Origin of the sequence: Mediterraneibacter gnavus ATCC 29149 (assembly GCF_008121495.1) — a bacterium.
Taxonomy (GTDB): domain Bacteria; phylum Bacillota; class Clostridia; order Lachnospirales; family Lachnospiraceae; genus Mediterraneibacter; species Mediterraneibacter gnavus.
In genome coordinates, this window is record NZ_CP043051.1 from 3290797 (window position 1) to 3306129 (window position 15333).

Here is a 15333-nt window from a genome sequence, read left to right on the forward strand (position 1 = left end):
TTTAGCACTTTGTCTCGGTAAAGTTTTTGAAATTTTAGATTTGAAATCCTGCATTTTTCTCCTTTATTGCATAATTCGTATACTCATAATCTCCCCTGCATGAACAACTGCCTCTGCAATCTTTAATTCACATTAAAAATAGAGTGTCTTACGACACTCTATTTATCTGCACATATTAGTTATATTTACGTTTTCTAGCAGCTTCAGATTTTTTCTTACGTCTTACGCTTGGTTTTTCGTAATGTTCTCTTTTACGAATCTCCTGCTGGATTCCAGCTTTTGCGCAATTTCTTTTAAATCTGCGTAAAGCGCTGTCTAACGTCTCGTTTTCTTTTACGATTACATTTGACATAGTCTCACACCTAACCTCCCCTCCAGCCTGGTATTGTGCATCATACGACTGTTCGGGTATTTTTATTGCACTACAAAGAATTATAACATATTTTCCGGAAACGTCAACTGATTTTTTTCATTTTTTTAAGAAAGTTGTCCTTCCAGTGCTTCTGCTGCTTTTTTCAGTGCTTCCTGGATTCCTGCCGGGTTCTTTCCACCAGCCTGCGCCATATTCGGGCGACCGCCGCCGCCACCGCCAACAAGACCTGCAATGGCTTTTACAAGGTTACCTGCATGAGCACCCTGTTTCATTGCCGCATCTGTCGCAGTTACCATCAGGCTGACTTTTCCATCATTTCCGGATGCCAGAACAACAACACCTTCTCCGAGTTTTTCTTTGAGCTGATCTCCAAGATCACGAAGCCCGTTCATATCGACTCCATCCACCTCTGCTGCAAGAAGTTTCACACCTTTGATCTCCTGTACCTGATCCATGACATCTCCCATGGCATCCTGTGCCAGTTTGCTCTTCAAGCTTTCCACTTCACTGTGCAGCGCCTTGTTTTCTGCTGTCAGATGCGCAATCTTCTCAGCCAGATTATCTGGTGTCGCTTTCAGTACTTTTGCAGCTTCATTCAGTTTCTTTTCCAGATTGTCATAGTAACGGATCAATCCCTTGGATGTCAGTGCCTCGATTCTTCTCACACCGGCAGCAACTCCCGATTCAGAAAGAATCTTGAACGCCATGATCTCATTTGTATTCTTTACGTGAGTTCCTCCACAGAATTCAATAGAGTAGTCTCCCATATTGACAACTCGTACCACATCTCCGTATTTTTCACCAAACAGGGCCTGTGCTCCTGTCTTTCTTGCCTCTTCGATCGGCATGTTTTCTACTTTTACAGGAAGTCCTGCCACAATCTGCTCATTCACGATTTCTTCCACTTTCTGCAGTTCTTCCGCTGTCATGGCAGAGAAATGAGAAAAGTCGAAGCGAAGTCTGTCTTCGTTCACGCTGGATCCTGCCTGCTCTACGTGTGTTCCAAGAACGGTTCTCAACGCTTTCTGAAGCAGGTGTGTCGCACTGTGGTTTCTTGCAGACAATGCACGTTTTTCAGCATCTACACACAATTCTGCCTGATCCCCTGTTTTGATCATTCCTTTGATGACCACTCCTACATGACCGATCTTTCCACCTAAAAGTTTTACTGTATCTTCTACTTTGAATTCACCTTCTGCTGTACGGATGATTCCTGTGTCTGCCTCCTGTCCGCCGCTTGTTGCATAGAATGGAGTCTCTTCTGCAAATACAGTACCTCTCTGTCCGTCAGAAAGCGCTTCTACGATTTCTGTGTCAGAAGTCAGAACCGTAATCGGAGACTTCCATGCCAGATTCTCATAGCCTACAAATGTACTTGTGATACTTGGATCAATGGATTCGTAAACCGTCACATCCGCTCCCATATAGTTCGTCTCTCCGCGGGCTGCACGGGCAGTCTTTCTCTGAACTTCCATGGATGCGTGGAATCCCTCTTCATCCACCTGCATTCCTTTTTCTTCCAGGATCTCTTTTGTCAGATCAATCGGGAATCCATATGTGTCATACAGCTTGAACGCATCTGCGCCAGACAGAGTTGTTGTCTGCTCTGCTTCCATTTTCGCTGTCATTTCCGCAAGAATACCAAGTCCCTGATCGATCGTCTTGTTAAACTGATCTTCCTCTTTTGCAATGACTTTTAAAATAAAGTCTTTCTTTTCTTCCAGTTCCGGATATCCGTCTTTTGATCCTTCGATGACGGTCTGTGCCAGTTCCGGAATAAAGCTTCCCTCGATTCCGAGCAGTCTTCCGTGGCGGCATGCACGTCTTAACAAACGGCGGAGCACATATCCTCTTCCTTCATTGGACGGCATAATTCCATCAGAAATCATAAAGGTCACAGAACGTGTATGGTCTGTGATGACACGGATGGAAATATCAGCCTGTGCATCTTTTCCATACTCTGTATCAGCAAGACGGCAAATGTGATCACGCAGTGCCTTGAGTGTATCCACATCAAAGATCGAATCCACATCCTGTACAACAGATGCCAGACGTTCCAGTCCCATTCCGGTATCAATATTTTTCTGCTCCAGTTCGGAATAATGTCCATGTCCGTCATTATCAAACTGTGTAAATACGTTGTTCCAGATTTCCATGTAACGGTCGCATTCACAACCTACCGTACAATCCGGGCTGCCGCATCCGTATTTTTCCCCTCTGTCATAATAGATCTCGGAACAAGGACCGCATGGGCCGGAACCATGCTCCCAGAAATTGTCTGCTTTTCCAAAACGGAAAATACGCTCTGCCGGGATCCCCATTTTCTTATTCCAGATTTCGAATGCCTCTTCATCTTCTTCGTATATGGACGGATACAATCTGTCTGGATCCAGACCTACTACCTCCGTCAAAAATTCCCAGGACCATTCGATTGCTTCATTCTTAAAGTAATCTCCAAACGAGAAGTTTCCAAGCATCTCAAAGAATGTACCATGACGTGCTGTCTTTCCTACATTCTCGATATCTCCTGTACGGATACATTTCTGGCAGGTTGTCACTCTGCGTCTCGGCGGGATCTCCTGTCCTGTAAAATATGGTTTTAACGGAGCCATCCCCGAGTTGATCAGAAGAAGACTCTTATCATTGTGTGGCACCAAAGAAAAACTCTTCATTGCCAGATGTCCCTTGCTTTCAAAGAACTCCAAAAACATTTTTCTTAATTGGTTTACTCCATATGGCTGCATACCTTATCCTCCGGTTTCATTCGCTAATCTCACAAAAAGGGGCTGCCGCAAGACATTCGTTTTGCAGCAGACCCACGTCTAATTTATCATACCACAGCTTATTTTTTTTGTAAATCCTATTCTAGCTCAATTTCTTCCAGCTCTTTCGGCGGAATCAGCGTAGTTGAATTCTTTACATAAGCTGCCAGATCCTTTTTCGCCTTCAATACCGGAATATTCGTTCCTGCTCCTGCAATACATCCTCCGGGACATCCCATCCCCTCAATCAGGCAGCCGTTAAGTCTTCCGGCTTTGGCAAGCGTCAGTGTCTTTTTGCACTCGGCAAGCCCTTCTGCATGCTCAATGCTGACTTCCACATCCGGATAGTATTCATTGATACACTTTTCAATCGCTTCTGCTACTCCGCCTGCACAGGCATATCCTCTTCCGGCACCTGTCGCATCGTGGAAAGAGGACTCTGCTTCATACTGGGAAAGATCAATCTCTTTGGCATCAAACATCGCCTGCAGTTCTTCAAAAGTAACTACAAAATCCACATCACTTCGAACACTTCTTCTGGAAGCCTCCAGCTTTTTCGCCGCACATGGTCCGATAAAGACTACTTTGGCATTCGGATGCTCTTTTTTAATACTTCTCGCTGTTGCCACCATTGGTGTCAGTTCCTGTGAAATCTGATCGATCAGATCCGGGAAGAATTTCTTCGCCAGCATTGCCCAGGAAGGACAGCAGGAAGTCAGAAGGAACGGCAGCTCTCCGGTCACGACTTTTTCTACATAATGATGCGCCTCGGCAACTGCACCGATATCTGCTCCCAGCGCCACCTCATGCACGCCTTTGAATCCCAATTCAATCAATGCCGCCTTGATATTTCTTGGATTAATATTCTCTCCAAACTGCCCGACAAATGCCGGTGCAATCTCCGCAATGATCTCGCTTCCCTCTTCCTGTAGTGCTCTTGTGAGCTGGAAAATCTGGGACTTATCCGAAATCGCTCCAAACGGACAACTCACCATACACATTCCGCAGGACACACATTTTTCTGTGTCAATATAGGCACGGCCGTATTTGTCAGAAACAATCGCTCCCACACCACAGGCATTTTTACATGGGCGCTCTTTTTTCGCGATCGCATCATACGGACAGACTGCCTTACATTTTCCGCATTTGATGCATTTTTCCTGATCAATATAGGATTTTCCGTTGACCATGGAAATGGCACCCTTCGGACAGACCTCACTGCACGGATGTGCAAGACACCCCTTGCACATATTGCTGACTTCATATTTGTTCTCCTCACAGCTTTCACAGGCAGACGGAATCACCTGCATCAGCGGCGGCTCATAATATTTTTCGGAAATATTACTTTCCTGCACTCCCGCCGTCAGATGTACCGGCTTGTCTTCCGGGCGCAGGGAAAGTCCCATCGCAAGACGAAGTCGCTCCCGAACGATCGCACGGGAACGATACGTACTCTCTCTGTACTTTACCGTGTCATCATTGACAATCTCATACGGAATGGCTTCCATATCTTCCAGCAGGGTCTCTGAATTTGCTTCAAATCCAAGCTTTGCCACTTCCTTGAACACACGTCTGCGAATTGCTCTCACCTGGGTATCCAGGCCTCTCATATTGGACATTTTGATTTCCTCCTTTGTCTGTGACTTTTTATTGCTGCAGCAGTCCTTGTGCGTAATACACGGACTGCATTGCATCTTTTCCATAAAAATCTGCACCGATCATATCTGCATATTCCTGATTTAGGACAGCGCCTCCTACCATTACTTTGCACCACGGTGCTTTTTCTCTGAGCTGGCGGATCGTCTCCTCCATACTGACAACAGTCGTGGTCATCAGCGCACTCAATCCCACAAGCCGAATCTGCTGTGCAACAACAGTATCTACAATGGTCTCCGGCGGCACATCTTTTCCAAGATCCACTACCTCAAAACTGTAATTCTCCAGAAGAACTTTTACAATATTCTTGCCAATATCGTGAATATCGCCTTTGACTGTCGCAAGCACGATTTTTTCTTTTTTCTCCTGCACGTCTCCACTGTTCTCCAGCCCTTCTTTTAAAACTGCAAATGCTGTTTTTGCAGCCTCTGCGCTCATCAGAAGCTGAGGCAAAAAGACCGTTCCTTTTTCAAATCCCTTTCCCACGGTATCCAGCGCGGGAATCAAGTGTTCATTGATGATATCCAACGGCTTTTTCTCCTGCATCAGCACATTTGTAATCTGATGTGCTTCCTCTTTTAAGCCTTTTTCAATCGCAGCCTGCAGTGTCATCATCCCCCCTGCTGTCCGCCCTGCGCCGGTTGTAATACTTCCGGGCGCAGAAGCGAACTCTACATTAGCACTTCCGTAGCGTCCAATGTAATTTTCACAGTTCGGATCCAGATTCATCAGTACATGATACGCATAATAGGAACGCATCATATCTTCCGATGCAGGATTGATGATGCCGGCGCTTAATCCCTGGAACATGGCCATCGTATAAAAATTCGCATTGATGATCGGTCTTCCCGGCAGTCCAAATGAAATATTGGAAACACCAAGAACCGTATTCACACCAAGATCATACCGGACTCTGTGCAGTGCTTCCAGAGTAATCTTTGCCCCTTCCGGTTCTGAGCTGACGGTCATGGCAAGTACATCGATCACAAGATCTTTCTTGTCAATGCCATACTTTGCCGCCTCACGGATGATCTTCTCTGCGATTGCCACACGGCCGTCTGCCGTTTCTGGAATCCCGTCTTCATCCAGCGTCAGACCGATCACTACACCGCCGTATTTTTGGATCAGCGGGAATACCGCATCCATGGATTCCTGTTTTCCACTGACTGAATTCACCATCGATTTTCCATTGTAGATCCGCATTGCCTGTTCCATCGCCTGAATATCCACGGTATCGATCTGCAGCGGAAGACTGGTCACACTCTGAAGCTCTGTAATGACTTCTTTCATCATCGATACTTCATCAATATCCGGCAATCCTACATTCACATCCAGAATATGCGCTCCATTATCCTGCTGCATGATCCCTTCTTTGAGGATATAATCCAGATCATGATCTTTGAGCGCCTGTTTGAACTTCTTCTTTCCCGTCGGATTGATCCGTTCTCCGATGATCCTGGATCCCGTACCAAGCATCACTGCCTGTCCGTAAGAAGATACGATCGTATGAACTTTTTTCTCCGGTGTTTTGATCAAAAGATCCTTACACTGTGCGATCATTGCCCGGATGTGATCCGGTGTCGTACCACAGCATCCGCCGATCACACAGGCTCCTGTTTCTACGATCATTTCCATCGTCTTTGCAAACTGCTCCGGCTCTACATCATAATAAGTCTCACCATCTCGCTGTTTCGGAAGTCCTGCATTTGGCTTGACAATCACCGGAAGAGACGTATATTCCAAAATCTCATGCAGGATCGGCATCATCTGCTCAGGTCCCATCCCGCAGTTGATCCCCAGTGCATCCACGCGCAGTCCTTCCAGAAGTGCAACTACAGAAGGTACATCCGCTCCGGTGAGCAGCTTTCCTCTCTCATCAAAAATAGTCGTCACAAACACCGGAAGGGTTGTATTCTCTTTCGCTGCAAGTACCGCTGCCTTCAATTCATAGGTGTCACTCATCGTCTCGATATGGATCAGATCTGCTCCGGCCTGTTCTCCATAGATCATCACTTCCTTGAAAGCTTCATAAGCGGTCTCAAATTCCAGATCCCCCATGGGCTTTAACAGCTTTCCGGTAGGGCCGATATCCAACGCGGTATACACTTCCCGGTTGTCTCTCACCCCCTGTTTCGCCGCTTCCTTCACATGAGAAACCGCAGAGAAAATAATCTCTTTTAAGGAACAGCTCTCATCGTGAAACTTCAACGCATTTGCTCCGAATGTATTGGTCAGGACAATATCACTTCCGGCTTCAAAATAACTGCGGTGAATCTGACGCACTGCCTCTGCATGCGTCAGATTCCAAGTCTCCGGCAATTCTCCGGGAAGAAGCCCCTTTGCCTGAAGCAAGGTTCCCATCCCACCGTCAAAAAATAAAAGTTCTTTTCCCAAGCGTTCTAAAATCATATCGTATCCCTTCTATATTCACAGTCCTTTTTTTCACAAATCTCGCAGCCCTGTATCGGACACCGCTCTTTGATACGGCTCATTCCGATCACTGCTGTCACCGATTTTGTCGGAGTCATCATAAAACTGTCCGTCATGGTCAGTCCGATCGTTTTTGCGCAGTCTAACATCTGCATCAATGGCTTCTGATACTGAATATCAAAATCTCCATATCCCGGACTGAATCTCGGACGCAGATACCAGCCTTCTTTTTCCTGCTGCTTCGCAATTTCTCTCTGACACGCATCACAGTATTCCTCCAGCATGGCCGCTGCGCAGGCCTGAAGCACCACTGCTTTTGCCATGTCTGTCAGAGATGCCCGCGTAATCAGCCGGTCTGCTCCTGTTCCCAGTGTCGCTCCAAAGAGAATCAGCTTCTCACATTGTTTTAAATTTCTGCCCAGACTTCTGCTCTTCATCCGGATATTTCCAATCTGAAAGCACTCCTCGCTCTGATGCTGTAAATCAAAAATACGGCAGATGGATTTTGGACTTACTGCAGATCTCAGACCCTCAAAAGAGTCTTTGATCAAAGCAAGTATCTGTTCATCTACCGCATTCCTTCCATAGCCCAGATAACGGATAGCTTCTTTTGTCATTCTATCCATTACTCCGTCTCCTAACACTGAATGATTTCTGAAATATTATGCATGATAGCTGCTGCCACTTCCGGTCTGTTCATCGAATAAATGTGGATATTCTTCACTCCGTTTGCCAGCAGGTCAATGATCTGGTCGGTAGCGTATGCAATTCCTGCCTGTTCCATCGCCTTCGGCGAATCCCCGAACCGATCCAGGATTGCCTGAAATCTCCTTGGAAATACGGTTCCGGACAACTCACAGCTTCGTTTCATCTGTCTTGCGCTTGTGATCGGCATGATCCCCGGCAATACCGGAACAGTGATTCCTGCTTCACGAATACGGTACAGGAAATTATAGTGGATATCATTGTCAAAAAACATCTGTGTTGTCAGAAAATCCACACCACTGTCTACCTTTTGTTTCAGATACTTGATATCATCTTCTTTATGCTCATTCTCCACATGCCCTTCCGGATAACACGCAGCTCCGATACAGAAATCTCCATGTCTGCGGATCTCTTCTACGAGTTGATAGGCATAATGAAAACGATCCTCGCTCGGAAATACCATATCTTCTGAAATATCACCCCGCAATGCCAGAATGTTCTCAATCCCCTGTTCTTTCAGGCTGGCAATAACGCTGCGCACCTCATCTTTTGTGGAAGAAGCACACGTCAGATGTGCCAGGCTTTCTACGTGCAGATCATGTTTGATATAGGATGCGATCTTTGCTGTGTTTTTGCTGGTACCGCCGCCTGCCCCGTAAGTCACACTGATAAATTCCGGCTTTAAGCCTGCCATTTCTTCTGCTGCCCGAATTACTTTGTCATATCCCGCATCTGTCTTTGGCGGAAAAATCTCAAAGGAAATATGTATCCCGTCTTCTCTGAGTCTGTCAATAATCTTCATGCATTTTTCTCCTGTGTATATTTTGTCTATTCTCCAATAAGCTCTTTGTACAATGTCTCGTACTGTTTTGCAGAATTCTTCCATGAGAAATCCTGTTCCATCGCACGCTCTACAATCTTATTCCAGTCCCGCTTTTTGTCATAATAAATATGCTCTGCATACCGGATCGTGCCAAGCATCTCATGCGCGTTGTAATTGGAAAAGCTGAATCCCGTACCTGTCTTCTCGAACTCATTGTAAGGCTCTACCGTATCCTTGAGCCCGCCTGTCTCCCGCACGATCGGAAGCGTGCCGTAACGCAGACTCATCAGCTGGCTCAATCCACATGGTTCAAACAGAGACGGCATCAGAAATGCATCTGCAGATGCATAGATCTTATGCGACATATCCTCTGAATAGAAAATATTGGCCGATACTTTATTCGAATATTTCCATGCAAAATGGCGGAACATATTCTCATATTTTGCTTCCCCGGTTCCCAGTACTACAATCTGTACTGCATCCTGGCAGAGCTCATCCATCACATAATCAATCAGATCAAATCCCTTCTGATCGGTCAGTCTGGACACAATACCGAGCATCATCACCTTCGGATCCTTGTCCAGTCCAAGCTCCTCCTGCAGAGACAGCTTGTTGGAAACCTTGTTCTTGCGGAATGTATCGACCGTAAAACGTTTTGCGATCCGTGTATCCTTAAATGGACAGTACTCATCATAATCCAGTCCATTTACAATTCCACAAAGGTCATTGGATCTTGCACTCATCAGACCATCGAGACCTTCTCCAAAAAACGGTGTCTTGATCTCCTGCGCGTATGTCTGACTTACCGTTGTCACTTTATCCGCATAGACGATACCGCCTTTTAACAGATTGGCATCCCGGTATGCCTCCAGCTTATCCGGAGCAAAGTAATACTCCGGAAGCCCTGTGATCTGACGTACAGTGCTGGTGTCCCACACGCCCTGGAATTTCAGATTGTGGATCGTCATGACACTCTTGATTCCTCTGTAATATTCACCCAGAAATCTAAAATTGTCCAGATAAACCGGAATCAAGCCTGTCTGCCAGTCGTGACAATGGATCAGCTCCGGACGGAAGTCGATCACCGGCAGGATACTCAGCACAGCCTTTGAGAAAAAGGCGAATTTCTCGATATTCCATCTCGGATCTCCGTCATACGGTGCAAATCCATTAAAATAATACTCGTTATCAATAAAATAAAATGTGATCCCGTCCTGCACATATTTCAGAATTCCTACATAACGGTCTTCTCCCGCCAGATTCATATAAAAATGATCCATATATTCCAGCTGGTCCTTCCATTTCTGGTTCATACAGGAATACTTCGGAAGTACCACCCGCACATCGTATTTCTTTTTGTCAAAATATTTTGGAAGTGAACCGACAACATCTGCCAGTCCTCCTGTTTTGATAAATGGCACACATTCTGAAGCTGCAAATAAAATGTTCTTCATAGCTTTCCCTCCCATTTCCCTCCGTTTTACTAAGCCAGTATTTTTCTACATTATACTCCATTTCCCGAAGATTGCAAAGGTTTCTGTGTGGTTTATCTGTGTTTGTATTCCAACTGGATCGTATCTGCGATCAATGCCACGAATTCTGAGTTGGTCGGTTTCCCCTTTCCGGTACTGACCGTATAACCGAACAGCTCATCCAGTGTATCCAGTTTTCCACGATTCCATGCTACCTCGATCGCATGACGGATTGCCCGCTCCACACGGCTGGATGTCGTCTGATACCGTTTTGCTACGGTTGGATACAACACCTTTGTGATCGCATTTAACACATCCATATCCTGCACTGCCATGATGATCGAATCCCGCAGATAATGATACCCCTTAATATGTGCCGGAATTCCGATCTCATGGAGCAGGTTTGTCACTCTGTTCTCCAAATCCCCTTCTCTGATGTATGGAACCTGTGATGACAGTTCATCATTCCTCTTTTCGCAGCTTCTCACTGGTCTTCTGACTGTTTTTATCCGATTTAACAGCATTTCGTTGTTAAACGGCTTCATGATATAGTAATTTGCGCCTCGATTGAATGCATCTTCTGTAATCCGCTCCTGGCCGACTGCTGTCACTACGATAAAGTCCGGACGCTTCTGTACATTTTTATCCTGATTGATCTTCTCCATCACAGTCAGACCATCCATTTTCGGCATGATCAGGTCCAATAATACGACATCCGGCTGCTTATTTCGGATGATCTGACACATTTCTTCCCCATTTTTTGCTTTTCCTACAACATGAAGTTCTTTGTCCATGTTGATGATTTCCTCCAGAAGATCCAAAATCCGCTCATTATCGTCAGCAATCGCCACGTTTACCTGTTCCATAGTTCCTCTCCCTCTGTTCACTGCCTGAACTTTTAAACGCCACGCTTTTCATTATATCTGCCCTATCTGCCAAAATGCAAGAAAATCAGGGAGACCTTATTCGACAAAACTAGGCAGAAAGATTCGACAACATATTCTCAATAAAAATACCGTAGCCTTTTGCCGAATCCTGTACAAACACATGCGTAACCGCTCCGATCAGCTTTCCGTTCTGTAAAATCGGGCTTCCGCTCATCCCCTGTATGATGCCGCCGGTCGCATCAAGCAGTCTCTGATCTGTGATCTCGATCACCAGCCCTTTGTTGATTTCCTGTCCGGAATCGTCGATATCTGTCACCAAAATGTCGTAATTTTCTACTTCTCCGTTAACATAACAGCGAATCACAGCTTTTCCTTTTTGTATTTCTCCCCGCTCTGCCACCGGAACCATCTCCTGCTGCAAAAACAGTTTTTCTGCGGATTCAATCGTCCCGTAAATCCCCGCCTCCGTATTTTTATCTATGGTTCCAAGACGATTATAATGACTGTACACGATCATTCCTTCCATACTCCCTGGAATTCCGTTCTGTCCCTTTTGAATCGAATGAATACTGGTCTTATAAAGAGTCCCCTGCCGAATCGACAAAAGCGCGCTTGTATCCATATCATGAATCCCATGCCCCAGCGCTCCAAAAGCTCCGTCTCTGGTCATAAAGGTAATCGTCCCAAGTCCCTGCACATTGTCTCTCACCCAGATTCCCAGCTTATATTCGTCTGGTTTCGTTTCTACGGGTTTGACCGCAACTGTCAGCTCCTGCTGCCCTCTTCGCAGTGTCAGCGCCACCTGATCTTCGTCCAGATCGGATAATTTCTGGAACAGTTCTTTTTTATTTTCAATCTTTTCATCATTCCATGCCACAATGTAATCTCCCGGCCGCACCAGATTCTCTGCAGGCTGATACTGTTTTCCGTCTGCGCCGGTGATCTGGTCTGTACCAAGTACCATAACACCATCCGTCTCCATGTAAATCCCGACCGGCATGCCGCCTGGTATGACGCCTTCCTCCATGACTGCCTGGGTACTGGCTTCTCTGACCTTTTGTGTCTCCTTTTGGGGAGACATCGCACAGCCGGAGAGACACACAAGGAACATAAGAACAGCTGCCAGTTGCCTATACTTTCTTTTCATCTTTGTCACATCCTCTCTGCCAAACGTAAAAAAACGGACACCAAAAGGTATCCGTTTTAGTATGTGACATTTTTTTATTTTCACACTGGAATTCTATACTCTCTTTGCCATTTCTTTCATTTCTTTTGCACTGTCCAGAATATTTTTCGTTATCTGGGCGCCGCCAAGCAGACGCGCCAGCTCGCCCACAGAAGCATCCTCATCCAACGGAAAAATGCCTGTTTTTGTCGTCGTCTGATCCGTCTGCTTTTGAATCAGATAGTGGGCATCGGCAGCTGCCGCAATCTGCGGAAGATGGGTGATACAGATCACCTGACGCTTCTGTCCGATGATATGCAGTTTTTCTGCCACCTTTCCGGCTGTAATTCCACTGATCCCGGAGTCGATCTCATCAAAAATCAGTGTTGGCGTGTCTTCTTTATCTGCCAGCACAGTCTTGATCGCCAGAAGGATTCTGGAGAGTTCACCTCCTGAAACCGTAGTTCCAAGCGGCTTTGGCGGTTCTCCCGGATTTACAGAAATAAAAAATTCCGCGTCATCCATTCCCAGAGCAGACATTTTTGCCTCTTGTAAGAAACGCATTTCCAGCTGTACATCCAGAAAATTAAGATCCTCAAGCCCTGCTTTGATCTCTTTTGTAAAGGAAATAGCTGCTTTTTTTCGAATCTTACTCAACTTTTCGGCACAGCTTTGCATTTCCTTTTGCGCCGCTTCGGTTTGAGACCGCAGATTTTCAATATAAGTCTCATAATGCTCCAGTTCATTTAGTCTCTGCCGTTTTTCCTCTGCGTATTCCAGAATTTCATTGACTGTATTCCCATATTTTGCCTTTAATCGATTAATCTCATTGAGGCGGTTCTCTGTCTCATAAAACTCTTCTTCTGAAAATTCAAAGCTTTTGGCATACTCCGAGAGTTCCCGGTTAAAATCATTGAGCAGACTGTCAATCTCCACCAGCTGTCCATACAGTGCATTTCCTTTTTCATCGAAATTTTCCACTTCCTGAAGGGAACGGATTGCACGGCTTAAGAGGTCGCTGGCGTTGTTTCGGTCATCTTCACTGGTGTACTGGTATGTCTGGGCCACCGCACTGGTCAGGTCTTTACTCTGCGTCATCCTCTGATAGAGACTTTCCAGATCTTCGTCTTCCCCCATGCGTAAATGCGCGCTTTCAATCTCATGCAGTTCATACTCCGTCAGATCAATCTCTTTGCGCCGCTCCTTCTCTTCCATTCCAGATGCTTCCAGCCTGCGGCTGTACTCCTGATATGCCCGGTAAGCCAGGGCCATCTTCTGTTTTGGCTTTTCCACCTGCTCTTTGGCATATACATCCAGAAACGTCAGGTGATTGCGCTTATTTAACAAACGCTGATGTTCATGCTGCTCGTGAATATCAATCAGGAGACTTGCCACATCCCGCAGTACTCCCATCGTCACCGTCTCTCCATTGATCTTGCTGACACTTCTGCCTTCCATCAATTTCCGGCTTAAGATCAGCATCCCGTCTTCCGGAAAGATATCCATTTCTTCCAGCTGACGGATCAACTCCTGATTTTCAATTGAAAACATCAGTTCCACAAGTCCGAACCTGGCGCCCTTTCGAAGCATATCCGCATTGTATCTTCCGCCGAGTGCCAGATTTACGGAACCTAAGATAATGGATTTACCGGCTCCTGTCTCTCCTGTGAGAATATTGAGTCCCGGTCCAAAATCCACCTCCACCTCGTCGATCAGCGCCAGATTTTTTACATGTAAATTTTGAAGCATATTTTTTCCTATATCCCTTTTGACACAATCTTTCGAATCTTATCCATCACATGTTCCGTATCCTGTACGCTTCTGATCGCGCACATGATCGTATCGTCCCCTGCGATACACCCTACTACTTCTTTCCATTTCATGGCATCTACTGCGGCCGCTACCGCCATTGCCATTCCGGAAACGGTCTTGATCACCAGAATATTCTGCGCCATATCCATGGAAATATATCCGTCTCTGAGCACACGGATATATTTTTCATTCATCTCATCCTTTTCCGGTGCCAGTACCACATATTTCTGTCTGGAGCCGTCCACTGCCACTTTTGTAAGCCGCAGATCGCGGATATCTCTGGATACGGTAGCCTGAGTCACCTTAAATCCCTCTCTGTTCAAATATTCTGCCAGTTCTTCCTGTGTTTCAATGTCATGTTGTGCGATCAGTTCAATAATTTTTGCATGACGGCTTACTTTCATTGTATTAGTTTCCTTTCATCTTTTTTCTCATTGTCTTCATAAAACTCTCTTCACTGAGTTTTGCAAGTCTTGTCACATGATCTGATCTTTTGATCGTGACACGGTCTCCGGTACCAAGCCGGAGCATATCTGCCCCGTCAAACGTCACCAGTGCCTGCTCGTCTTTTCCATATCGTCCCTGGCTGATCACAATCTCGATCGTATCTTCCGCCGAAAGCACGATACTGCTGGTATTCAGCGCATGGGAACAGATCGGCGTAATCACAAACATACTGGCTGTCGGTTCTACAACCGGTCCGCCTGCTGACAGATTATAGCCTGTCGTTCCTGTCGGAGTGGAGATGATCACACCGTCAGCCATATAGCTATTGAGCAACGTTCCGTTTACATAAACATCAAAGTGAACGATCCGAAGACTTCCATCTCTGGTGATCACGATGTCGTTGACTGCTACATTCTGATAACTGCTGTTGCCGGAAACCTCACCGGAAAGCATCATCCGCTCCTCAAATCCCACTTGATTTTTAAACAATCGCTCCAGCGCATATGAAAAATCCGACCGTTCCACTTCTGCCAGAAATCCAAGCGTCCCCAGATTGATCCCGATCAGCGGAAATTCATATTCTGCAAGCTCTCTTGCCGCACGGATCAGTGTTCCGTCACCGCCCAGCACGATCCCGCAGTCCACATTTTCCGGCACAGTTCCGGGAAAAATAAATCCCTGCTCATCTTCTTTTGCCAGAATACACTCTCTGCCATGCTGTTCTATATATTTCTGAATCTCCTTTGTAATCCCATAATCCGGATCTTTCATCAGATTTGTAATAATATAAAAACGCTCCAT

The 15333-nt window shown here is 45.9% G+C and carries 12 protein-coding genes; all 12 read right to left on the reverse strand.

Features of this window, described 5'->3' with window-relative positions; genetic code table 11:
• Positions 1–175: 175 nt before the first annotated feature.
• On the reverse strand, positions 176–352 hold the full coding sequence (gene rpsU / locus FXV78_RS16455) for a 30S ribosomal protein S21 (protein ID WP_004054229.1): 177 nt from the start codon (positions 350–352) through the stop codon (positions 176–178).
• A gap of 125 nt (positions 353–477) precedes the next feature.
• Positions 478–3117, reverse strand: coding sequence for an alanine--tRNA ligase (gene alaS, locus FXV78_RS16460; protein ID WP_004840269.1), 2640 nt, complete (start codon positions 3115–3117; stop codon positions 478–480).
• Positions 3118–3233: 116 nt separating this feature from the next.
• Positions 3234–4745, reverse strand: a complete 1512-nt coding sequence (locus tag FXV78_RS16465; RefSeq protein WP_039959220.1) for a 4Fe-4S dicluster domain-containing protein — start codon at positions 4743–4745, stop codon at positions 3234–3236.
• 37 nt (positions 4746–4782) lie between these two features.
• Complete coding sequence (locus FXV78_RS16470) at positions 4783–7200, reverse strand: homocysteine S-methyltransferase family protein (RefSeq protein WP_004840267.1); 2418 nt, start codon at positions 7198–7200, stop codon at positions 4783–4785.
• Entirely contained in the window at positions 7197–7847 is a 651-nt protein-coding gene (locus FXV78_RS16475; RefSeq protein WP_039959193.1) for a vitamin B12 dependent-methionine synthase activation domain-containing protein, read from the reverse strand. The genes FXV78_RS16470 and FXV78_RS16475 overlap by 4 nt, the downstream gene beginning before the upstream one ends.
• A gap of 11 nt (positions 7848–7858) precedes the next feature.
• Positions 7859–8728 (reverse strand): methylenetetrahydrofolate reductase [NAD(P)H], encoded by an 870-nt coding sequence (metF, locus tag FXV78_RS16480; protein WP_004840265.1) that lies wholly within the window; start codon positions 8726–8728, stop codon positions 7859–7861.
• A gap of 26 nt (positions 8729–8754) precedes the next feature.
• Entirely contained in the window at positions 8755–10203 is a 1449-nt protein-coding gene (gene glgA, locus FXV78_RS16485; protein ID WP_009245815.1) for a glycogen synthase GlgA, read from the reverse strand.
• Positions 10204–10295: 92 nt separating this feature from the next.
• Positions 10296–11087, reverse strand: coding sequence for a sporulation transcription factor Spo0A (gene spo0A, locus FXV78_RS16490; protein ID WP_004840263.1), 792 nt, complete (start codon positions 11085–11087; stop codon positions 10296–10298).
• 109 nt (positions 11088–11196) lie between these two features.
• Positions 11197–12255, reverse strand: coding sequence for a SpoIVB peptidase (gene spoIVB, locus FXV78_RS16495; RefSeq protein WP_039959190.1), 1059 nt, complete (start codon positions 12253–12255; stop codon positions 11197–11199).
• Between the two features lie 93 nt (positions 12256–12348).
• Positions 12349–14022: a DNA repair protein RecN gene (gene recN, locus FXV78_RS16500; protein ID WP_004840261.1), complete on the reverse strand. Its 1674-nt coding sequence runs from the start codon at positions 14020–14022 to the stop codon at positions 12349–12351.
• 8 nt (positions 14023–14030) lie between these two features.
• A complete protein-coding gene (gene argR, locus FXV78_RS16505) occupies positions 14031–14489 on the reverse strand; it encodes an arginine repressor (RefSeq protein WP_004840260.1) in 459 nt (152 codons plus the stop codon).
• 4 nt (positions 14490–14493) lie between these two features.
• A complete protein-coding gene (locus FXV78_RS16510; RefSeq protein WP_004840259.1) occupies positions 14494–15333 on the reverse strand; it encodes an NAD(+)/NADH kinase in 840 nt (279 codons plus the stop codon).